The following is a 22,653-nucleotide window of genomic DNA, read 5'->3' as shown; positions in this document are numbered from 1 at the left end:
AAAATTCTCCGCTTGCGCCCATTTTCTCCGCCAACAGCACCATTAGTACCCGTCATTCATACTATATTTTGACTGTATCCCTTAACCTTGTTAAACCATAAAAACCCAAGCAAGGAGGGGTGACTGAAAAGGTGAAAGGTAGCGACCATAAGAGCAAGTTTTTACTGACACATCGTGAGCGCGAGGTATTCGAGCTTCTAGTCCAAGACAAAACAACACGAGATATTGCGCAACAGCTGTTCATTAGCGAGAAGACCGTCCGCAACCATATCTCTAATGTGATGCAAAAATTAAACGTTAAAGGTCGTTCGCAAGCGGTTGTCGAGCTAATCAAGCTCGGGGAGCTGCAGATTTAATTCACGGCTCTCCCTTCTTTATTGCTTTGGCAAAAGCCATTTGCTAATAGGTTGTTACCATTTATGGTATTTCGCGAGGCAGCATAGTGCGCTATGCTGTCTTTATTTTTGGTTCTGAAGCAAAGCTGATACCACAGCAAATCCATTTTTTCCCAAGCCCCTTTAGTCTCTTTTCATTATAAGGAGGTGGTACAAGCTCTGAATCAACAGAGCCTGCAGCGAGGCAACCGACAACAGCTAGTTTACAGACTAGATCGTTTTCCATAAACCCAGAACGAGGAGGCGTAACGGTTGAAAATGTCCAAATCCTTTCGATTCGCCAGCATCACCCTTTGCTTCGCTCTAATTTTGAGTGTATGGCCATTCACTGCTTCTATTCCAAAGGCCGAGGCTGCTAATGCCAGCTCCTACCCCTATCAAGCGATGAGACTGGAAAATGTCAACAAAGGCTGGAACTTGAACATTCTCGGCTACAGCAGCAATTCTGAAGTGAACGTATGGCCTACGAATGGAGAAAGCAACGAAAGATGGCGATTTGAAACGACAGACGGAGAGTACTTCAAGCTCATTAATGAAAAAACAGGCCTGCTGCTCTCTCCGCTTAATTGGTCCTTGGCAGATGGAACAGCGGCCGTGCTTTATGCAGACTCGAACAGAAACGAGCAATTGTGGAAAATAGTTGGCAACGATACCGATGTTAATGACGACTATATTTCCTATCATGTCTTAAATAAAGCTGACAGCACGAAGGCACTTATCCTTAATTTATCGACAAATAAAACGATGATAGGCACCTATGCAGGCAGCACTACCCACAAGTGGAAGCTCGTCTCAGACGGACTTGTCGGCTTTGCCGGATTCGCCAAAGATTTGAACGGGTACAATAAAACCGGAACGATCGGCGGCTTGCTGGGAAAAACGGTTTTCGTCCATACGCTTGCCGAGCTGAAAACCGCCTTGCTCGATACAAAGCCGCTGACGATCGTCATTTCCAGCAATATCGACAATGCCAACTCGGAGGTTTACGATTTACGGATCGCCTCCAATAAGACGATTATCGGATCCTTTGCAGCCAACAGGCTGACAGATGCGCGTCTGCGCACCGATGACTATTTTAAGGCAGAGGGCGTCAGCAACAATGTCATCATTAAAAACATCAACTTTGAAATCAAAAACAGGAGAGATGTTGTGACCGTCGCCATCTACGGGTCCCGCAACGTATGGATTGACCATAACACCTTTACCTCCTCACTCGGCATTGATGTTGGCGAGGTCGGCAAATTTATTTGGGTCAATACGAGCGTTTATTCCAACACCGACCCGGATTATGTCACCATATCCTACAACAAGCTTTCTAACCGCTATTGGACAGTCGCTTTCGGCACAGTAACCGCACTGAACAAAAATAATGCGACAGTTATGCTCAACAACTTTAATTCGACCGTTCGCAGAACGCCGCAATCGGGCAACGGCCGGCTGCATGTATTAAATAATTTGATTCAGCGGACGCTGCCAAGCACGGATGACGCCGGCTATGCAGCCATTATCGGCGGCTCGGGCGCACACGTATATTCGGATTCCAACATATTCCATAATTTCAAGAAAGAATCCAGCGGTTATTGGGATACGGAAATTACGATTGATTCAAATGCTACCATCAAAGATGTTGGCTCCTATACAAATAAAGGTGAAAATGCGCCGGTAGCGACGCCTTATGCCCTGCCAACTCCAGCCGGTAAGGTGACGACCTTCAATCCCGCCACCAAATACAGCTATCCAATATTGAAAGCGTATACAGCGTCAGGAAACGACGTAAAAACCTTCGCAACCCATTTTGCAGGTGCCGTAAGCAGCGCCTCAAGCTTGAAATACATTCATTATCCTGAATTCGCAAACTACCTGCAATAAGCTTTAGAATACGACTTGTGAAATTTTTATAATGCAAAAAAAAGCGCAAATACCGAGGCTGCTCGAGCGTCAGTACTTGCGCTTTCTCCTTCATCGTTGCCTACTTTAGCAATAATCAATTTGCATCGTTCCACGTGCTTGCTCCTTGCACAAAGATAGAATTGTTGGACACAGCAGCCTCTATTCCAACAAAACCACGGGTATGGCATGTGTTGCGGACTCAGGAGCCGCTAATACGCTGACAAAAGCCTTTTTGATAGGATAAGGAGGGCAATAGCGGATTTCATGTCCGCTTACTATCTGAAATCTTAACAATAGCCACAATAGCGGAACCTCAGTCCTCAAAAAAAGGAGGGATCATCCCGAGCTCTGTGATCACACACAGCTACAGTGATTTCAGCAACAATCGTATGTTGCTATTCCCCAGCCTTGGATTGTTTGATGAAATTTTCCTCGAACAAGTGCTGAGCATGGAGCAACAGGCCGACTCCGGTTTTCATACTCCCTCTAGTAAGAAAAATATATAAATCGCCCATTGGGTAATTCAGATTGATACTCTTCAAATCGAGCATATTGAGATTGATGTAGGAATGCTTCCTAATTCACATAAAGGTTTGCTTGGTTTAGATATTCTGAGGGCCTATGGTTTTATTGTAGATATGAACAAGTTAGAACTTCTCTCATCTCTTTCGGCTTTAGACACTTGAATCGCCTTTCACATCAATAGCCCCTTTTCTAAAAGTTTAAGTTTTGCTTTACATTTCCTGTTTGTGTGCTTGAAATTGTATCACATTAGTGATGCAAAAATTAAACGTTAGACCGAGCAATCAATTAAAGTAATATAAGAAGAATAAAAATGGAGTAGAGGTCGCCCTACATTTAGGGCAACCTCTACTCTATTTTACTACCCCTCCAAAACCGCAGGCTGCTCCACCCGCATGCGCTGGAACAAGGCAAATAGGACAGCACTGGTCAAAATAATGACAATCCCCGACCAGAAAAACCATGCCTGTACGCCATACTTATCGACAACAGGTCCTGCTAATGCCAGCCCGATTGGCGAAGAGAACATCATCACGCTTGTAACGAGAGAAATCACACGTCCCAGCATCGAAGGGTCAAATGCCCTTTGGATCATCGCCATATATGGCCCATTGAAGAAGGGCGCTGCCGCTCCCATAAAAAACGACACAATGACGAACAGTATGAACGCCTCCTTGCTGACCACGCCGCTAAGCAAACAGGTCAGACCAATCACAGCCAAGCTCAGGCTCATATATGTGATGTCCTTCCATTTTGAAGCGACTACCGACAGCAGCACGCCACCCACAATCATGCCAATACCAAAAATCGCTTCAACGATGCTTGCACTGTAACCCCCACGCCCAAAATGAGTCAACGTCATATAAGGAAACAAGGTCGCCAAAGGCATAAACACAGTGGAGAAAATAGCGGTAGCCAACGTAATCACGATTACGGGCTTTACTTTAATGAAAGCATCCCAGCCTAGCTTAAACTCTTTGATAAAAGAGGGAGCTTGTGTCGCCTCCGGCTTTGGCTGATGAATTTTAACAAACAATAACATGACATTTGCAATAAGCGCACCAGCCACATCAAGCAATAGCACCGTTCCAAGCGAGGTCGCTGAATAAACAGCAATGCCAAGCGCCGGCCCGATTATACTCGAAAAAGAATAAACCATCTGCTGCCAGCCCGCTACACGCGTCAACTGATCAACAGGCGCCAATAATGGAATGGCCGCTTGAAAGGATGGCCCATGGAATGCAGAAGCGGCAGAACGAACCATTAAAATAACATAGACAAACGCTAAACTCGGTTCTCCAAAAAAGAAATAAACACCTAAAACCAAACTAAAAAAGGCGATCGCACTATCAGCTATAATCATCGTCAGTTTACGGTTCCAGCGGTCCAGCCACACCCCAATAAAGGAGCCTAAAACAGCCTGTGGCAAAAATCCTGCCAAACCCGCTATCATTAAAACCGAAGCGGACCCCGACGTTTGCGTCAAATGCCAAATCACCGAAAACTGCACCATCGAACTCGTTAGTATGGAAAAGATTTGTCCACTGAAAATAATCGCGAACGTTTTTTGCCATTTAAGCTGCATGATTATAGTCTCCTTCATTCATTTTGACTATTACATATGCACCTCAAATTAACGTAAACGCATGAAATGGGCCAAAGTAGACACCTCCTAAAAATTAACATTATTATAGCAAATAATAGTGAGGCAGAAAAGACAAATTAAGCTGAACGCAAACGAAAGCAGCCGGCTCTGATTCGCCGGCTGCTTTATCATAGATGCTTTTACGTGCGTCACGCTGAATGCGTCATGCCTTATTTTTCACTAAACGTTAGTCGTAAATCATCGGGCTGCTTCTGTGGGCATTTGTATAATTATCGCGGTCTGTACGGTCGGTCATGCTGCGATAGTTCATGTTGCCATCGTAACCACGCGTTTCAATTTTGTTAGCGTTGGCCGGGAACAAGCGCTCAGCCATTGCATTAAATTCGACTAGGAAGCCTTGGATCGGATGACCGTTGCGAACATCAGTCATGTAGCTCGTCATACGGCCGACAAAATCGGGATTAGCCGATACGTAGACATTGTCTACACCTGGCTTCACCTTTTTGACTTCCTTGGCAATTTCGGCTTTAATTTGCTGAGTCAGCGCATTTTCGCCTGTGCTCATCGTGTTCATGCGGCGTTGGTAATTCGAGCCGTCACGGCCCATATAGCTGGAGTTGGTGCGGCTCATCAGCTTTTTATCGCCATTTTTGAGATTGTCCTCAAAGGATACCGCCACATAGGCATTGTTATCGGTCAGCAAAACGTTTGCGGATTTTACGTTATGCTTATTGGCAATACGTTTCGCAATTTCTTCGCTCATTTCCATTTTATAATTTTTATGACTACCTACAATATTATTGCCTCGGATGCTTTTTCCATTTACGTAATTTTTCTCATTCATATGATCGTTAGCGAAACGATCGTTTAACATTCTGTTCCCATTTGCATCTTCCCTTACCATTTTGGTGCGAATGTTCTTATTTCCCAAATCCCCTTGATTGGCTGCACAGCCTGTCAACATGGCGCTAAGCAGGGCGCCTGCGGACAAGACAGCAAAAAAATTCGTTTTACGCATGTGCCGTATTCCTCCCTTGTTGTTGTTTACAGGCCTCATGACCCGCTATTAGGATGGGCGATCGGGATTCAGACTATGCACCAATTGGACTTGACAAAATGTATGGAGAGGAGTAATTTATTATCAGGTATTAGCATCTGGTACTAAATTATGAAGGAGTTGTTTTTCATGACCATTTCCACTCTCTTACAATCCCATGCAGCAGTAACGGCTATCGGCACTTATGTACCTGATCGCATTTTAAGCAATTCAGATTTAGAAAAGCTTGTAGATACTTCGGATGAATGGATTTTTCAACGTACAGGCATCCGCGAGCGCCGAATAGCCCAAGAACAGCAATATGCCAGCGATTTGGCCATTGAAGCCGTTCGCGATTTAATCCACAGATATAACAAAACCGTTCATGATGTCGACTACATCATCGTTGCAACTTCCACACCGGATGCTTTCGTCCCAAGTGTAGCTTCACGAGTGCAGGCTTCTTTCGGCATGAAGGGCTGCGGAAATGCTGATTTGCAAGCCGCTTGCGCCGGCTTCACGTCCGCCCTGCAAATGGCCAATGGCCTATTGCTCTCCAAGCTTTGCCGCAAAATTTTAATTATTGGCACCGAAACCCTTTCGCGCGCTACCGACTATACAGACCGGACGACCTGCATTTTATTCGGCGATGGTGCCGGTGCCATGCTCGTTGAAACGCTGGAGATGGGAGCCGATTTAAGCAGTGCGTCTACCGCTGGTTCTACACTGCCTGCTGGCGACATACTCGCTTCAAATGCGAGCACCGATGGTGAGCAGGGGCATCACGTATACCGCAGCAGCCTGGCGCCACACATCGGCAGCTTCGAGCTTTCACAAAATAACATGCTCGTCCAAAATGGACGGGAAGTGTATCGCTGGGCGTTAAGCCGCGTAGCAGCAGGCGTTCAAGAGCTGCTGGACGGCAGCGGCCACACCGCTCAGACGATTGACTGGTTCGTTCCGCACAATGCCAATCAGCGTATTATAGATGCTTTATGCGAGCGTATCGGTTTTGAAGAGCAGCAGGCGCTGTCCAGCATTGAGCATTATGGCAACACCTCTGCCGCTTCCATTCCGCTTGCGCTGGATGCAGCCGTCAAAGACGGCAGAGTGAAGCCGGGTCATCTGCTGCTGTTATATGGTTTTGGAGGCGGACTTACGCAATCTGGCGTTATTATGCGGTGGTCCATTTAAGCTGCCGCAGCTAGAACAGCGTGCCCCAAGCCTCATTATGAAAATAAAATGGACAGCATCGCATGCAGCCTATGGGCATAAGTATGCTCGCTCAGCGTGCGATGCATGCCGCGAATGGCAATTTCCTTGCGCTCATTTTCATGATTCAAATAATAGTCCAGCTTTTCCACCATATCCTGCGGAGATTCATACGTCACAATTTCCACACCCGGTGTGTAGAAAGAAACGAGATCTTCCCGCACATCCGTTAGCTGGAGTACAGCACAAGCCGAAATTTCAAATGTGCGCGGATTTGGCGAAGCCGCCGTTATTCCTAGACTGTTGCTGTTAAATAAAGCATCATCATGAGCCCGGTGCATATTGATGACGATTTTGGACGCATTATAAGCAAGCGCCGTATCCTGCGGAGTCATCCATTCTCCTAGATTGATTTTAGATCGCAGCCTATCGAAATGTTCCAGCCGATCCCACCATATCCCCGATATGAGAGTATCTTTGGTAGCCAGATAGGAAGCTGCCTCGTTAAAATATTGAACTCTGTTCAAATAGCCCGAGCCGATGAAGCTGATCTCCTTGCGTTTGCTGCGCTGCGGGTTCATCGGCCTGAACTGGGCAGGCATGACGCAGAACGGCAAATAATGCACATTGGCACATCCGCGTTCCTGATAAAGCGCTACACAATTTCGATCAAGCGTAAACACGGTATCATAATGCGGGGCAAGCGTTGTCGTGATATCCGCGTAATAAGGGTCATCTGTAAACCAAATAGCTGTACGAATGCCCAAAGCGCGCATGGCATCAATTTGCGCTACATCAAACTGCAGCCCATCCAGCACAATAACATAATCCGGACGAGCTTGCGCGGCGATTTCTGCTACAGGCTCCCCCGTCTTCACGACAGTTAGCTGAGCGACCATTCCCGATAATGTAGCGGCTACCGCTTCATCCAGCGGCGAATAAGGAAATCCCTTTCCTGTGGACACGTACATGACATGTACAGGCCATACTCCTACTATGGGGGGGATACGGCTAATAACCGACTCGCATTGGCCAATCCAATAACCGTCCCCCCAGCCTGCATGGTAGCCTGCAGCTCTCCCTAGTTCCACTTCAGTAGGCGGAATCTGCCTTTGTCGCAAAGCCGATCGTTTAGCCATTCGGCTCTCCCTCCCTCATAATAAGCTGTAATAACTGCACGGCACGTGCTCTGAATGTATGGTCTCTCAGCGTCCGGCGCAGACCATTAACTGCGATCCGGCTGCGGGCTTCCTCATTTTTCAAATAAAAATCGATTTTTGCTGCGAGCTCCTCAGCATCTTGAAAAGTCTCAATTTCCTGTTCAGGCGTGTAATAATACGGCAAGTCCTCACGAATATCCGTTAGTTGAAAAGTGCCGCAAGCGGCAATCTCATACGTTCGCGGATTGATCGAGCGCCCCGGGCTTTGTAAAGCATTAAAATTGTCTGAGCCTGCCTCTGTCGTTCGATGAATATTAATGACGATTTTAGCGCTGTTATAATAAGGGATCGTCTGTTCAGCACTCAACCAGTCGGTATGAATAAACGGCTGCAGCCGCTTATAGGCCGCTAAACGCTCCCATAGCCCCCCGGACAAAAAGATTTTGCGCCTCTTTGCCAGCAACCGCTCGCTAATGGCATCAAGAAGCCCGATTCGGTTCCAAAATCCTTGCCCAATAAAGCAAACATCGCTGGCAAAAGCTGAATCCTTTCGCTGCGGCCGATACAAGCCGGAATGCACCGCCAAAGGCAAATAATGTACGTTGGTGCAGCCAATGCTGCGATACAGCTCAAGTGTCCCAAGCTCATGCGTCAGCACGATATCATAATGCGGCGCTGCTATAACCGTCTTCTCTGTCATATATGGATCATCTACGAACCATACCGCTGTGCGGATGCCGCGCTGCTTGACCTCGCCGATCTGCTGAAGATGATTGGCTGGAAAAGTATGCAGGCCGTTCATCACAAGCACGATGTCGGGGGAAATAGCTGCCGCTTGCTCAGCAAGCTGTTCTGCGCTTCCGACATGAAGCTCGGTTACACTCGCTTGCAGCGCCTCAATGAGGCCCGTGTCAATGGCTTCAAATCCTTGCGGAATATAGAGCATTCGCATTGGAACGGGCGTCAGCTCCGGCGGAGGCAACAGTCCGCTTATTGCTTCGCAAGCGCCGTCTCGCCAGCCGGTATGAAAGCCGGTTTCATACCCACTTTGCCGTACTTGCTTGCGGGAATTATTTTTTCTGGCTACCATTTGCTGCACCGCCTTGCTTCGATTTCAATCGCTGCACAACACGCTTCCAATATGTATATGTCAAAAACAGACCAGCTAAGCGGCACTTATCCCTGCATCGCAAAAATTGGCGTTTAACCTGCTTTTTCCGCCAAGATTTTTGCCATATATGGATAGGAACACAGCTTGTCCTCAGGCCAATAATCCAAAAAAAGCTCTAACCTGCTGATGGCGGAATAAACCATCAAACGGGCTGAGCTAATTTAAATATAATGTTCGCATACTTCCGTAAAGCATGACGAGGTGCGTACCGGTTACGGCGTTTGCTCATATGCCAGCTGATGTCCATCTTCAAAACCTTTCGCAAATCCAGCATTATAGCCGGAATTATACGTCTGGTTGAAGCCCTCATTAAAGGTCTCCGGCTCCATCACGCGTTGTCTGACCACTTTCCTGCGGCGGCGCAGCGATGAGCTGCTTCCTGTTCTTTTTCCTGTTGCCCTGCGCTTACGCGAGCTTTTTGGGCGGCGCGCTACAGCTTTGCTGGCAGAGCGTTTCGTTGCCCGTTTGCGGACGGACACGCGTTTTTTCATACTCAATTCCAATTCCTCCTGTTCACTTGCGGATGCCACCGCACCTGCTTTTCTCGCAGCTCGTTAAGGAGCCATGGCTTGGGCGGGCTGCCCTTCTTTACCCGGTAGCTGCGCACTGGCCAACCCGTCACGCTTTCCGCTAGCTGCTCCTGCATATTGGTTAGCAGGCGTACATTTTCACCAATTCGCTTGGCTGTTTGAGGAGTCAGCTCCGCTACATCAGCCACGCTGTTCAAAATGCGGGCAAGCGCGAGCTGGCTCCGCGCAATCGAAGCCAGCACCTCCAATTTAACCTCTCGCTCGCGGCGCACCATTTCTCTCAATTCCCGCCTCCGAAGCCACCGCCAAATTGGAAATCCGATCCCGAGGAATCGTCTTCCCCTCCATCCTTTTGCAATACGGCTTTGAGCACGGATACGATGCCTTGGCTCATTTTAGTAATGCCTTCAATCGTCTCGACCATCTGGTCATGTACAACTAGCGTTTGCTTAAGCTGCGTACGGTCGCCTGGAAACGTGCCCGTATGAACATGATTGCATATCCAGTTGCGGGCCTTCTCCGCTTCCTCCGCTTTCGCTTCCAGAATTAGTGCCACGTTCCACTGCATATTGGCTGTAGCGCCCAACATGCGCATATAGGCTTGCTCTCGGTCCATGACATGCGCTCCCCTTTTCGCTCCGTCATTCTTCCTCGCCCGGGTTCAGCTCTTTTATCATATAAGACAGCTGAGATGCCAGCGTCTCTTGCAGCTCAGCCATGCTGTTTAAATAAGCAATAACGCTGCCGAACAGCGATTGCGATTCCCCGAGCAGATCGTCTACGCCGCCAAAATTCGGTTGATGATCGGGGAGGCTTTTCACAATTTCGGCCATTCGTACCGTGACATGGCGCTTTGCCTCCAGCATTCGTGCCACCTGGCTGTTGGAATGAGATAAATGCTCAATAATTTCGGTTGCGATATGCTGCATGGCCAACGATCCTCCCTCTGGCTGTGGCTTGGCCCTGTGCCGCCACTTGAATTGGTGCAGCTATTTACAGCATATGCACGGCAATACACAGTGATACTTGGCGTCAAACAGTGGCCGGAAAACCATTTTATAGTTGTTGGCGAAGCTTGACAGTTGGTATAATCGGCAATCCCTCTGGGATCGCATGCAGCTGCTCCAATGTAAGCTGGACGGATGGCCTTGCCTTAAGCGCCCAGCCTTCAAAAGCAGCTTCCGTTATCATTTTCCGCTTCAGACCCTGCTGCATATAATAATGAAAACCATCTAGCCCGCTAACGGTTTTGCCATGAAGGTCGCTGCCTTCCATCGCCAGCATTTGCTGCCACTTGGCATGAACTTCCTCGCTAGATATCGGCGAGCCCAGCGGCCAGCGTCTGATGTCAATTTGTCCGATGCGGATGGCTTCTCCGCTAAACTCGCCTTCAACAGGGCGCCTGCTGCCGCCTTCAATCCAATACACTCTACCAGTTAATGAAGTAACCGCAATGCTATCCGGGTAATAAGCCGCTTCCCCAAGCGTCGCCAGCTCGACCTGCAGTGCAGGCTGCTCGGCAGCACGATGCTTCATAACGCTTACCAGTTCATGCGGATTGCCCCATTTATTCATATAATGCTGCAGGTTGCGGTTATTAACCTCCTCAAGCTGTGCACCTAAAGCTTTGATGCTGACGCTGCCAAAATGGTGGATAAACGAGTCGCGGGCAATGACAAGCGAATACCCCAGCAGCTTCACTCGAATGTTATAGTCATCATCTTCAAAATTGCCAATTTCAAAGCCTTCGTCAAAATAGCCAATTTTCTCCCACAGTTCTCTGCGGAGCAAAAGGCAGAAGCCCGTCAGCCGTTCAACCTGCTGCCAGCGTTTGGCATCAGGCACATTATTAAGTCTAGCAAAGTCCGGCATATCCGCCACGTTCGTATAGGGAACCTCTATCAGCTGCTCCCCGCCAATATAGTTGGTGACAGGCCCGACCATGCCAATTTGCGGATTGCTGTTCAAGCAGGCCAACAAATTGTCCAGCCAATTGTCGGTTACGAGTGTGTCATTGTTTAATATAAGCATCATCGTGCCTTTAGCCATCATCATGCCTCTGTTGACTGCCCCAGCGAAGCCATAGTTTTCGCTTAAAACCCGGTAGCGCACCTGGCCATCAAGCTGGGCCAAATAGCTCCCCGTCCCATCGGTCGAAGCATTATCAATGACGATAATTTCATAAGCAAGGTCCGTATGGTCTACAATACTTTCAATGCACAGCTTCAAATATTGGAGCTGATTATAGCTCGGTATAATGATGCTCGTTCCTTGAAACTTTTCATTGTAGCTAGTAAGCCCCGCTTGCCGCCCATCCTGATAGCCTTGCTCGACACCTTGGGCATACGACGCTTGCTGCCGCACGCGATATTGTTTTGTAGTGCGGGGCCGCTTTCTTGCCGCTATTCTTCTCATTCTCCCGTCTCCTTCAACAGCCTCGCGGCCGCTTCATGCAAGGATTCGAACGTGCCCGCATCCGTCCACCATCCTGCAAGTGTATGGGAAGCGAGAGTTCCCGCACGGGCATACATATTGTTCAAATCGGTAATTTCCAGTTCGCCGCGGCCTGACGGCTCCAACCGATCAATCGCTGCAAAAACACTGGAATCATACATATAAATGCCCGTTACGCATAAATCCGATAGCGGTTCAGCTGGTTTTTCATCTATATAAGCAATTTGTCCCGCTTCCTGAAACACTGCTATGCCATAGCGATGGGGGTCTGGCACCTGTTTGAGCAGCACCATTGCGCCTTCCTGCTGCTGGGCAAATTTCCGCACATAAGGAGCCAAATTATCCTCGAACAAATTGTCGCCGAGCAGCACGATAAACTTCTCATCATTCCGTATAAAATCGCGCGCCAGCTCCAGCGCTTCCGCGATGCCGCCCGCTTCCTCCTGAATACGATAAGTCAGCGAGACACCAAGCTCGCGGCCGCTTCCTAAATACTCCGCAAACAAACCTATCGACTGCCGTCCTGTCACGAGCAGCATTTCTGTAATGCCTGCCTGATGCAGCTTATCGATGCCATAAAAAATCATCGGATGCTTGCCTACAGGTAACATATGCTTATTCATTAATGTAGTCAGCGGTTTTAGCCGCGTCCCTGTTCCTCCTGCCAAAATGACTGCTTTCACGGTTTAACCTCCATGCCGCTTTAGCCATAGCCTAAAGCGCAAACTCGCGACAGCGACGGTAATCCTCAAAGCCGCCACGTTCATTAGATTGTGTAATGAGCCAGTGGATCGCTTCCAAATGATCCCCCACAATGAGATGCTCCAACGGGCTGCGCCGTTCGCGCTGCGGCCTGCGCCTGTTTATTTTGCCAACATTGACCGTATGCACAGCTTCAACCTTCAAACCAAGCCGAATCGCTCTCGCATGGGCAAGTGGTGGGACGCACAGCGCCTCTGCTCCGATTAGAGACAAGCATTGCCTGCTTATGGCATGGGGGACTGCTGTGAAGGAAGCTCCTTTCAAATCTGGGCGTTCCAGCACAATATTGAGCGTGTGCTTCGCAAGCACGACGCTGTGCACAGTGGTTTTGTCCACGGGACCGGTATAATCATTTAAAGCAGCATCTGCGCCGCGATGCAGTACTGCATAGACAAAATGCCGCAATTGTGCGGTGCTGATGACCATATCTCCATCCACAAACAGCAATACTTCACCTAGGGCAGCCCGCGCTCCAACGCTTCGTCCAACATCATGGCCAAGCGCCTTTTCATAACGGAGCACTCGTGCTCCTGCACGCCTGGCAATTTCGGCTGAACCATCCGTCGAGCCATTTGCAACGACGATAACCTCAGTCCGGGGATGGACACCCGCCGCCTCCCTTATAACCCTTCGAATGGTAGCCCGTTCATTCATAACGGGAATAATAACGGATACGACTGGAGACTGCATCGGCTGCGCTTCTCCGGCATATTCGTCTGCGGCCGCACCGCTCTGGGCGGGATGCGGCTTTTTCACAGCGCGGAAATTCCGGGCTTTTTTCCCCTTTGCACCCTTCGCTTTCTTCATCCGCTTTGTTCACCTCGGTATACGCCTATAGTTCAAAATGGTGCTGCAACGTAATTACACCACATTGTATGTACCTCCATCATCTGCGCAACGGCAAATGTACAACTCCCATGATGTCTGTCCCGCACCCATATCAACGGCAGTAGGCGGTTAACAGTAAAAAAAAGAAATTCCCCTCGCGCCTTGCGTGAGAGGAATTTTTTTTCCGTGCTAAATTACAGCATCTTATCAGCAAATCGCTGATGGCATTTTAAGCAAACCTTATTGTCCGATTGCAATCCAGTTGATGGTGCCGATGAAAGCCTCACTGAAAAAACGGCGATTAATGGATAGGATGACATGCCCCGGCTCCTTCGCTTGAATGCATACATAGCAGGCCGGGTGATCGGTCGTTGCTGTAAGCACATATTGATTGCTTGCGAACGGTTCGTCAAAAAGAATAACCTGCTCTAACTGCTGTTTCTCAGGAGGAAAGCTATACGGGCATAACCCAAATTGCTGCTTGCTAATGCTGCCCCTCCGACCAACGATTGGCGAAAAAGCAAGAGCCGATACCGTTACGCTGGCAGGCGCTAGATGCGCGGCGGTGACAGCACCATGCGTGATTTTGTCACTCGTTACGCTGTCGGTCGACAAATGCTCCGCCTTCACGGCTCCTTCCGCCAGCGCCTCACTGCCTACACTCGCAAAGGCCAGCTTCGTCGCTGTTATGCTCGCTTCACCCAGCTTTTCCGTTGTGACGCAGCCACCCGCTAGCTTTTCGCTCGTTACGCTCTCTGCCGATAGATGCTTGGTGATCACAGCCCCTTCTGCCAACGCTTCACTGCCTACGCTCGCAAAGGCTAGCTTCGATGCCGTTATGCTCGCTTCGCCCAGCTTTTCTGTTGTGACGCAGCCATCTGCTAGCTTTTCGCTCGTTACGCTCTCTGCCGATAGATGCTTGGTGATCACAGCCCCTTCTGCCAGCGCTTCCCTGCCTACGCTCGCAAAGGCCAGCTTCGACCTCGTTACACTCGCTTCACCTAATTTTTCCGTCGTGACACTGCCATGCGCTAGCTTTTCGCTCGTTACGCTCTCTGCCGATAGATGCTTGGTGATCACAGCCCCTTCTGCCAGCGCTTCACTGCCTACGCTCGCAAAGGCCAGCTTCGAACCCGTTACACTCGCTTCACCTAATTTTTCCGTCGTGACACTGCCATGCGCTAGCTTTTCGCTCGTTACACTCTCTGCCGACAGATGCTCCGCCTTCACGGCTCCTTCTGCCAGCGCTTCACTGCCTACGCTCGCAAAGGCCAGCTTCGATGCCGTTATGCTCGCTTCGCCCAGCTTTTCCGTTGTGAAGCAGCCATCCGCTAGCTTTTCGCTCGTTACGCTCTCTGCCGATAGATGCTCCGCCTTCACGGCTCCTTCTGCCAGCGCTTCACTGCCTACGCTCGCAAAGACCAGCTTCGACCTCGTTACACTCGCTTCACCTAATTTTTCCGTCGTGACACTGCCACTCGCTAGCTTATCGCTCGTCACGCTCTCTGCCGATAGATGCTCCGCCTTCACGGCTCCTTCCGCCAGCGCCTCACTGTCTACGCTCGCAAAGACCAGCTTCGACCGCGTTACACTCGCTTCACCTAATTTTTCCGTCGTGACACTGCCATTCGCTAGCTTATCGCTCGTCACGCTATCCGTCGCCAAATGCTCAGCGGCAACAGCTCCATACGTGATTTTGTCGCTCGTTATGCTGCCTGTTGACAGATGCTCCGACTTCACGGCTCCTTCCGCCAACGCCTCACTGTCTACGCTCGCAAAGACCAGCTTCGAACCCGTTATGCTCGCTTCGCCCAGCTTTTCCGTCGTGACACTGCCATTCGCTAGCTTATCGCTCGTCACGCTATTCGTCGCCAAATGCTCAGCGGCAACAGCTCCATACGTGATTTTGTCGCTTGTTATGCTGCCTGTTGACAGATGCTCTGCTTTAACGGCTCCTTCCGCCAACGCCTCACTGTCTACGCTTGCCAAGGCCAGCTTCGAACCTGTTATGCTCGCTTCGCCCAGCTTTTCCGTCGTGACACTGCCATTCGATAGCTTTTCGCTCGTCACGCTTTCCGTCGCTAAATGCTCAGCGGCAACAGCTCCATACGTGATTTTGTCGCTCGTTATGCTGTCCGTCGACAGATGCTCTGCCTTCACGGCTCCTTCCGCCAGCGCTTCACTGTCTACGCTCGCAAAGGCCAGCTTCGAACCCGTTATGCTCGCTTCGCCCAGCTTTTCCGTCGTGACACTGCCATTCGCTAGCTTATCGCTCGTCACGCTATCCGTCGTCAAATGTTCGGCGGCAACAGCTCCATACGTGATTTTGTCGCTCGTTATGCTGCCTGTTGACAGATGCTCCGCTTTTACGGCTCCTTCCGCCAGCGCCTTACTGCCTACGCTCGCAAAGGCCAGCTTCGACCTCGTTATGCTCGCTTCGCCCAGCTTTTCCGTTGAGAAGCAACCATCTGCTAGCTTTTCGCTCGTTACGCTCTCTGCCGACAGATGCTCCGCCTTAACGGCCCCATACGCCAACGCCTCACTGTCTACGCTCGCATAAGCCAGCTTCGAACCCGTTATGCTCGCTTCGCCCAGCTTTTCCGTCGTGACACTGCCATTTGATAGCTTATTGCTCGTCACGCTATTCGTCGCTAAATGCTCAGCGGCAACAGCTCCATACGTGATTTTGTCGCTTGTTATGCTGTCCGTCGACAGATGCTCTGCTTTCACGGCTCCTTCCGCCAGCGCTTCACTGTCTACGCTCGCCAAGGCCAGCTTCGTCGCCGTTATGCTCGCTTCGCCCAACTTTTCCGTCGTGACACTGCCATTCGCCAGCTTATCGCTCGTCACGCTATTCGTAGCCAAATGCTCAGCGGCAACAGCTCCATACGTGATTTTGTCGCTCGTTACGCTGGCAGTCGACAGATGCTCCGCCTTCACAGCTCCTTTTGCCAGCGCTTCACTGCTTACGCTCGCATAAGCCAGCTTCGACCGCTTTATGCTTGCATCGCCTAGCTTTTCCGTCGTGACACTGCCGTCTGCTAGCTTTTCGCTCGTTACGCTCTCTGCTGTCAGATGTTCGGCGATTACGGCTCCTTCCGCCAGCGCTTCACTGCTCACGCTCGCAAAGGCCAGCTTCGAACCCGTAATGCTCGCTTCACCTAATTTTTCCGTCGTGACACTGCCATTTGCCAGCTTATCGCTCGTCACGCTATCCGTCGCCAAATGCTCAGCGGCAACAGCTCCATACGTGATTTTGTCGCTCGTTATGCTGTCTGTCGACAGATGCTCCGCCTTCACAGCTCCTTTTGCCAGCGCCTCACTGCTTACGCTCGCAAAAGCCAGCTTCGACCGCGTTATGCTTGCATCGCCCAGCTTTTCCGTCGTGACACTGCCGTCTGCTAGCTTATCGCTCGTTACGCTCTCTGCTGTCAGATGTTCGGCGATTACGGCTCCTTCCGCCAGCGCTTCACTGCTTACGCTGGCAAAGGCCAGCTTCGACGCCGTCACACTCGCTTCACCTAATTTCCCCGTCGTGACGCAGCCATCCGCCAGCTTCTCAGCTCGGATTGAGCCATTTTTGAGCTTGCTTCCAAAAATGCTCTCATCCTCGGCACGGTCAACCGTAATAATATCGGCTGCGAGATGCGCTATAGATAGCGAGTTTTTTCGAATATGATAGCCCTGCACCGTTTCGGCACGAAGATGCTTGCCGGCTATCGTCTCCAACTGCAAATGGTCCCCAGATACGGAATCCTTGCCAAGCTTTGCCTCAGTCACACTGCCATCCTGCAAATTAGCACTGGCTACGCTGTTTATAGCCAAATGCTCCTCGCTGATGCTATATGGCTGAATATGCTTTTCTCCTACGGAAAGCGGGGCCAGTTGTTCAGCAGTCACCGCCTGACTTTGCAAATGCTCCGTACTGATAATAAGCGGCTGGAGCGCTGCGCTGGTGATTGCCGCCTCCTGAATATGCTCGCTTGCAACGCTTGCTTCCGCCAGATTCGCCGCTGTCACAGCTCCTTCCGCTAAATGAACATCGCGGATGCTGCCTTCCTGCACATGAATGCCCAGCACCGATCCATTGGATAAATGACGGCTGTGAATCGCTTCGCCTGCAATGTGCTTCGGATTCACAGCATCCAGCGCCAATTTCGCTGAGTGAATCGCTAAGTCAGCAACCTGCTCACTTCCAACCGCTCCAGGCTGCAAATGGGAGGCCACAATAATCCCGCTTTGCAGATGCTCTTTCTTAAGCGAGCCTAGCTGAATGTGCATGCCATCAATAACGGCTGGAGCGATGTGCTCACCTTGAATGGTTCCTGGGGCAAGCTTAGTTCCTGTCACACTTGCTTCAGCAAGCTTTGCTCCCGTTACACTGTAATCCGCGAGCTTATCCGACGTCACCGCTTCCGGGGAAAGCTTGAGAGAATTGACACTGTGATCTGCCAAATGATGGGAAGATACAACGCCAGGCGCAATATATCTTTCTGTCACAGCTTCATAAGCAAGCTTTGCGCTCGTCACGGCGCCATCATGGAGCGTTCGAGTTGTAATCGCCTCATTCGCTACATGCTTCTCATGAATAATATGCGGCTGTAAATGATTAGCCGTTATCGTTTCAGGCGACACAGCCTCTCCCGTAACAGCTCCATTTGCAAAATGGTACGCCCGCAGCGCTTCCGGCGCGATTTTGTGAAACGTGATCGCTTCATCACGCAATTGCTTTGTATCTACCGAATTATCTGCAAGATGCGCAGCAGATACAGCTCCAGCAGCCAGCTTTGCCGAGGTGACGCTTTGTTCCGCAAGCTGTCTGGTGCCAACAGCCGCATCCGTCAGATGCTGCACCCGAATCGCTCCCGGCGCAATTTTCTCATCTGTGACGGAACCGCTGCGCAAATGCTCCGTACCAACCGCCTCTTCCCGCAGTTGGACGCCAGATACGGTATTTACCGCCAAATGACGATTGTGTATTTGTCCGTCCGCTACTTTCTCAGATGTTATGCTGAAACGGCTCAAATGTCGGGATTGCACAGCATCATCGGCGAGCTTTGCCGCAGTTACACTTTGCTCCGAAAGCTTGGAAACAGTGACGGCATGATCAACCAGCTTGATTGTCGATACGGATTGATCCATCAGCTTGGAGGCTGTTACAGCTTGATCAACGAGATGTCCGCTTTCGATTTGGCGCGGTGAGATATTCTGCCCCAGAACGGCCCCCGCCTGCAAATGAGCGCTGGACACCGCTCCGCTTGCTAGACGCTCGGCGTCTACTGCGTTCGGCTGCAATTCCCTTGCTCCGACCACGCCGGCTTCCAGATGCTGGGCGCTTATTTCGCCTGGGGCCAAATGCTTTCCCGATATTACTCCGACGGCAACATGCTCAGCGAGCAACACCCCAGGTTTAATATGCACGGAATCGATGGACTCTGGGGCTAGCTTCTCCGTATGCACAGAGCCATCACGCAGCTTGGAGCGGGTTACAGCTCCATCGGCGAGCTTGGAATTGTTTACTGCATCATTCGAAAGGTGCTCAGGACGGACGGCTCCGCTTTTGATTTTGCTAGCGGTGACAGACTGCTGTCCAAGCAATTCTTCCGTTACTAACAGCCGTTTCAAATGCCTCGCTTCAATCGAGCCATCGGCAAATTTGTCGGAACCGATCGTACGATCTGCGAGCTTCTCGGAAGTTACGCTGTTATTTTGCAGCTTCTCTCCCGTTACGGAGCCATCTGCCAGCTTTGCTCCTGCGATAGCATTGTTTGCCAGATGTTCCGATATTATCGCTTCTGGTGCGATTTTGGTGCCGGATACAGCTCCCTTAGCAATGTGAATCGCTTCAATCGCATAATCCTGCACCGCTGCTGAATCTATGCTACCCGCACATAGCTTTGTGGAGTCAATTGAAGCTGGGGCAATTTTGTCGCCCGTAACCGAACCATCCACTAAATCGTCGGTATAAATAAATGGATTCGGCCCGCCAAGCTCAGGATTTTGTTTCTCCGCTACCAACGCCAGCTTCTCTTCATGGCTCAGTCCAACATTCTCTTCATGACTCAGTTCAGCAATCTCTTCATGGGTACTGGCAAATGCAAGCTCAAATGGCTGGTCAACGTCCAGCACCAGTTCCTCCTGCACATTCTGTGGTGGCGCCTCTTGCTTAAATATTTGCGACGATTCTTGTTTCCCATCCAATTGAATACTTTGCGGTTCTGTCTCAGCCTCGTTTGGCAGCAGCTCTCCTTCTTCATCTTGCAGCTGGTCAATGCTGAATGACGCTTCAGGTACCACAATCGCATTGATGCTTACCGACTTTGTCTCCCCAGCATTCGCTGGCTTAGTTTCAGCCTGCTTCTGGGCTGCTTGGGCTTGCGTCTTTTTGCTATTTAATTCATCGAGCCATTTCAATTCAGAAGCATTCGGATTATCAACGTAAAAAAGCGGCCTTTTTCTTCTTGAGCTACCTGGTTTTCTGCTTTTCGCCATTGCCCTCTCCTTCTTCCACCTGATTTGTCTTAGGCAATATATGCACAAACCTATAGGCTCGTTACTTGATTTTCTAAGACTGCCAAGCAGAAACATGACAGATGGCCGTTCACATGAAAGCAGACACCCCCAGCCATTACGCATAAGTTCAAAAGGACATTCCCGTTCTCTCACGGCAGCGCCCAATTCACTTCTATACAGTAAAAGGCCTTTCGAAAACGCATAGCGCTTCGAAAGGCCTGAACAAACGATTATAAATGGAGCTGCAACCGCCTATTTGGAACGGGACAGCAAGTAAAGGAAATAGGGAGCGCCAATGACGGCGATTACGATACCTGTCGGAATTTCCGAAGGCTGGAACGCCCAGCGAGCCAGCGTATCTGACACAATGACGAGCAATGCTCCCGCCATCGCTGAAGCCGGAACGAGAATTTGATGCGTCGGTCCGACAAGACGGCGAGCCAAATGCGGACCAATTAGTCCGACAAAGGAGATTCCGCCACCAACGGCCACACATGTTGCAGCCAGACCTACCGCTGCTGCAAGCAGCTTCATCCGGTCCTTCTCAACCGGCGACCCCAGTCCCGTTGCCATCTGTTCGCCAAGATTCAAAATATTCATCGAACGCGACTTGAACATAACATAAGGTATCAATAATAAAATCCATGGCAGAGCAGCAAGTACAAACTTCCAGTTGGTTCCCCAAATGTTGCCTGCAAGCCAAATTTGAACGAATTGAAAGTCATTCGGATCAAGCGCTAGGCTGAGTACAATGACAAGCGCACTTATGCCGGCTTGCACTGCAACGCCGACAAGAATCATCCGTGTAGGCAGCAGCCCGTGATAACGTTTATAAGATAATGTATAAATGAGCAAGGCAGTAAGCGCAGCCCCGCAAAAGGCAAGCATCGGCATAAAAAATGGCGACGCCATCTGATTATCACGGAAAAAAGAAACATACAAAATAACCATTAGCCCTGCTCCAGCATTAATACCGAGCAAGCCTGGATCGGCCAGCGGATTGCGGAACAGCCCTTGCATCACACAACCAGAAACGGCAAATCCTGCACCAATCAAGACGGAAATAACAATACGCGGCAAGCGAAAATCAAATAAAATCAGATCCTGCTTCGCCGTTCCGTACCCGAATAACGTTTTGAATACATCAAGCGGAGACAGCTTAATAAAACCTGTATTCATACTAATTACAAAAGCCGTAATAATGAGCACGCCCATAATGCTCATGACTATTATGGCTCGTCTCGTTCTGCGCTGCTCGCTTTTTGGAATTAAAGAAGCGGTGCTCATAACTATAAACTCCCCCTTTGCTTAACGGCAAGATAAAGGAAGAACGGAACACCTATAATAGCAATCAGAGCACCAACCGGCGTCTCATAAGGGCTATTAATCGTACGTGCTACAATATCAGCTACGATGAGCAGAAGCGCACCGAGTACGGCGGAGCAAGGTATGATCCAGCGGTAATCCACGCCTACCAAATAACGGGCCACATGGGGAACAATAAGTCCGATAAAGCCAACCGCTCCGACAACGGATACAGAGGCACCGGCCAAAATAAGCGTAACAATAATGCCGATCGTCTTCGTCAGCTTCGTACGCTGTCCGAGGGACGAAGCAACATCCTCACCTAGACTGAGCAAAGAAATGGAGCGCGAAATCGCAATGGCTGCCAAAATGCCGCCGATAATCCAAGGGGCAACAATGCCAATCTGCGACCATTTTGTACCGGCAATGCCGCCTGCATACCAGAAAGCAATATCCTGTCCAATTTGAAAGTGAATTTGAATTCCTTCGGACAGGCTCATGAACAACGTGCTAATAGCTGCGCCCGCAAGCGTCAGCCGGACAGGCGTCAAGCCGCCCTTGGCAAGCGAGCCGATACCGTAAACGATACCCGCAGCAAGCGCCGCTCCGAAGAAACAAATAATCATAATTTCCAAATGAGACATGCCACGGAAAAAAGCAAAGCACAGCGCAAGCGCAAAGCCTGCACCCGAATTAAGACCGAGCAAGCTCGGGTCAGCGAGTGGATTTCGGGTCATCCCCTGCATAACGGAGCCTGATACCGCGAAGGCCGCTCCTATAAGTGCAGCTGCAAGTGCCCTTGGCATCCTCAGCTCTTGAATAATCTGATGCTGGGTAATATCTGGATTAAAATAAAAGACGGCGGTCCAAACCGTGGATAAGCTAATTTTAGCTGCTCCGACTGAAATAGATAAAGCAAGGCCAAATAACACAGCAGCTGTGCCAACGATCAGAATGATGCTCGCTACTAGGGGCCTTGAACGCTGCCTCATCTGCTTCAATTCCTGTTTTTGCTCCTGTTTCAACGACATGATGCAGCTACCTTTCCCTTCATACCAAATAAAATGGCTTCATGATAACGATTCTCGTTTTCAAATATACCAAAGTTTGTTTGTTTATTCAAGCGTAAACGGCTACCGCCATCCTCTGGCGGCAAAGCTACCGTTTCGCGATGAAATCTAAGCCTATTATAAGGGGAAAACTTATATAGGCTTAGATTTCAATGAAAGAATCGTATCCTCTTAAAAATCCATCATCTCTGTTTTTATT

General features: G+C 49.9%; 17 protein-coding genes. 3 read left to right on the top strand and 14 right to left on the bottom strand.

The features are described 5' to 3' along the window. The first annotated feature begins 131 nt into the window (after positions 1-131). Both AC6B99_RS08860 and AC6B99_RS08855 read left to right on the top strand, forming a co-directional pair. Entirely contained in the window at positions 132-356 is a 225-nt protein-coding gene (locus AC6B99_RS08860) for a helix-turn-helix domain-containing protein (protein WP_006040330.1), read from the top strand. 297 nt (positions 357-653) lie between these two features. Beyond that, positions 654-2,264, top strand: coding sequence for an RICIN domain-containing protein (locus AC6B99_RS08855; protein ID WP_056032829.1), 1,611 nt, complete (start codon positions 654-656; stop codon positions 2,262-2,264). Positions 2,265-3,168: 904 nt separating this feature from the next. On the opposite strand, the gene AC6B99_RS08850 is transcribed toward AC6B99_RS08855, so the two are convergent. Both AC6B99_RS08850 and AC6B99_RS08845 read right to left on the bottom strand, forming a co-directional pair. Beyond that, positions 3,169-4,392 (bottom strand): MFS transporter, encoded by a 1,224-nt coding sequence (locus tag AC6B99_RS08850; protein WP_056030275.1) that lies wholly within the window; start codon positions 4,390-4,392, stop codon positions 3,169-3,171. 247 nt (positions 4,393-4,639) lie between these two features. After that, positions 4,640-5,431, bottom strand: a complete 792-nt coding sequence (locus tag AC6B99_RS08845; protein ID WP_056030278.1) for a YhcN/YlaJ family sporulation lipoprotein — start codon at positions 5,429-5,431, stop codon at positions 4,640-4,642. Positions 5,432-5,599: 168 nt separating this feature from the next. Between AC6B99_RS08845 and AC6B99_RS08840 the strand changes: the two genes are divergently transcribed. Next, positions 5,600-6,643 carry a ketoacyl-ACP synthase III gene (locus AC6B99_RS08840; RefSeq protein WP_056030281.1) on the top strand — a complete coding sequence of 348 codons (1,044 nt, stop codon included), beginning with the start codon at positions 5,600-5,602 and terminating at the stop codon, positions 6,641-6,643. Between the two features lie 35 nt (positions 6,644-6,678). On the opposite strand, the gene AC6B99_RS08835 is transcribed toward AC6B99_RS08840, so the two are convergent. The 12 genes from AC6B99_RS08835 to AC6B99_RS08780 all read right to left on the bottom strand — a co-directional run bounded on the left by AC6B99_RS08835 (position 6,679) and on the right by AC6B99_RS08780 (position 22,415). Next, positions 6,679-7,800 (bottom strand): CgeB family protein, encoded by a 1,122-nt coding sequence (locus AC6B99_RS08835; protein WP_056030283.1) that lies wholly within the window; start codon positions 7,798-7,800, stop codon positions 6,679-6,681. Then, a complete protein-coding gene (locus AC6B99_RS08830; protein WP_056030286.1) occupies positions 7,793-8,911 on the bottom strand; it encodes a CgeB family protein in 1,119 nt (372 codons plus the stop codon). Before AC6B99_RS08830 ends, AC6B99_RS08835 begins: the two co-directional genes overlap by 8 nt. A gap of 293 nt (positions 8,912-9,204) precedes the next feature. After that, positions 9,205-9,489 carry a hypothetical protein gene (locus AC6B99_RS08825; RefSeq protein WP_155972781.1) on the bottom strand — a complete coding sequence of 95 codons (285 nt, stop codon included), beginning with the start codon at positions 9,487-9,489 and terminating at the stop codon, positions 9,205-9,207. Beyond that, a complete protein-coding gene (locus AC6B99_RS08820; RefSeq protein ID WP_056030292.1) occupies positions 9,486-9,806 on the bottom strand; it encodes a hypothetical protein in 321 nt (106 codons plus the stop codon). Before AC6B99_RS08820 ends, AC6B99_RS08825 begins: the two co-directional genes overlap by 4 nt. Continuing rightward, positions 9,803-10,138, bottom strand: coding sequence for an alpha-helical endospore appendage domain-containing protein (locus tag AC6B99_RS08815; protein ID WP_056030294.1), 336 nt, complete (start codon positions 10,136-10,138; stop codon positions 9,803-9,805). Before AC6B99_RS08815 ends, AC6B99_RS08820 begins: the two co-directional genes overlap by 4 nt. A 25-nt stretch (positions 10,139-10,163) precedes the next feature. Further along, entirely contained in the window at positions 10,164-10,451 is a 288-nt protein-coding gene (locus AC6B99_RS08810) for a hypothetical protein (RefSeq protein ID WP_056030297.1), read from the bottom strand. 127 nt (positions 10,452-10,578) lie between these two features. Further along, a complete protein-coding gene (locus AC6B99_RS08805; RefSeq protein ID WP_496663212.1) occupies positions 10,579-11,937 on the bottom strand; it encodes a glycosyltransferase family 2 protein in 1,359 nt (452 codons plus the stop codon). After that, on the bottom strand, positions 11,934-12,659 hold the full coding sequence (locus AC6B99_RS08800; protein WP_056030303.1) for a sugar phosphate nucleotidyltransferase: 726 nt from the start codon (positions 12,657-12,659) through the stop codon (positions 11,934-11,936). The genes AC6B99_RS08805 and AC6B99_RS08800 overlap by 4 nt, the downstream gene beginning before the upstream one ends. Positions 12,660-12,690: 31 nt before the next feature. Further along, a complete protein-coding gene (locus tag AC6B99_RS08795; RefSeq protein WP_056032832.1) occupies positions 12,691-13,428 on the bottom strand; it encodes a glycosyltransferase family 2 protein in 738 nt (245 codons plus the stop codon). Positions 13,429-13,806: 378 nt separating this feature from the next. Further along, positions 13,807-20,058: a WIAG-tail domain gene (locus AC6B99_RS08790; protein ID WP_496663211.1), complete on the bottom strand. Its 6,252-nt coding sequence runs from the start codon at positions 20,056-20,058 to the stop codon at positions 13,807-13,809. Between the two features lie 273 nt (positions 20,059-20,331). Next, on the bottom strand, positions 20,332-21,366 hold the full coding sequence (locus AC6B99_RS08785) for a FecCD family ABC transporter permease (RefSeq protein WP_496663210.1): 1,035 nt from the start codon (positions 21,364-21,366) through the stop codon (positions 20,332-20,334). A 2-nt stretch (positions 21,367-21,368) separates the two neighbouring features. Next, on the bottom strand, positions 21,369-22,415 hold the full coding sequence (locus tag AC6B99_RS08780) for a FecCD family ABC transporter permease (RefSeq protein WP_496663209.1): 1,047 nt from the start codon (positions 22,413-22,415) through the stop codon (positions 21,369-21,371). Positions 22,416-22,653 lie beyond the last annotated feature (238 nt).

The organism is Paenibacillus liaoningensis (assembly GCF_059609455.1).
This window is presented reverse-complemented; position numbering and strand designations above follow the sequence as displayed.

Bases quoted from the DNA above. Each gene is read 5' to 3' on its own strand.
- AC6B99_RS08855 (WP_056032829.1), top strand. From the start codon at position 654: ATGTCCAAATCCTTTCGATTCGCCAGCATCACCCTTTGCTTCGCTCTA.
- AC6B99_RS08850 (WP_056030275.1), bottom strand. From the start codon at position 4,392: ATGCAGCTTAAATGGCAAAAAACGTTCGCGATTATTTTCAGTGGACAA.
- AC6B99_RS08845 (WP_056030278.1), bottom strand. From the start codon at position 5,431: ATGCGTAAAACGAATTTTTTTGCTGTCTTGTCCGCAGGCGCCCTGCTT.
- AC6B99_RS08840 (WP_056030281.1), top strand. From the start codon at position 5,600: ATGACCATTTCCACTCTCTTACAATCCCATGCAGCAGTAACGGCTATC.
- AC6B99_RS08835 (WP_056030283.1), bottom strand. From the start codon at position 7,800: ATGGCTAAACGATCGGCTTTGCGACAAAGGCAGATTCCGCCTACTGAA.
- AC6B99_RS08830 (WP_056030286.1), bottom strand. From the start codon at position 8,911: ATGGTAGCCAGAAAAAATAATTCCCGCAAGCAAGTACGGCAAAGTGGG.
- AC6B99_RS08815 (WP_056030294.1), bottom strand. From the start codon at position 10,138: ATGGACCGAGAGCAAGCCTATATGCGCATGTTGGGCGCTACAGCCAAT.
- AC6B99_RS08810 (WP_056030297.1), bottom strand. From the start codon at position 10,451: ATGCAGCATATCGCAACCGAAATTATTGAGCATTTATCTCATTCCAAC.
- AC6B99_RS08805 (WP_496663212.1), bottom strand. From the start codon at position 11,937: ATGAGAAGAATAGCGGCAAGAAAGCGGCCCCGCACTACAAAACAATAT.
- AC6B99_RS08795 (WP_056032832.1), bottom strand. From the start codon at position 13,428: ATGCAGTCTCCAGTCGTATCCGTTATTATTCCCGTTATGAATGAACGG.
- AC6B99_RS08790 (WP_496663211.1), bottom strand. From the start codon at position 20,058: ATGGCGAAAAGCAGAAAACCAGGTAGCTCAAGAAGAAAAAGGCCGCTT.
- AC6B99_RS08785 (WP_496663210.1), bottom strand. From the start codon at position 21,366: ATGAGCACCGCTTCTTTAATTCCAAAAAGCGAGCAGCGCAGAACGAGA.
- AC6B99_RS08780 (WP_496663209.1), bottom strand. From the start codon at position 22,415: ATGTCGTTGAAACAGGAGCAAAAACAGGAATTGAAGCAGATGAGGCAG.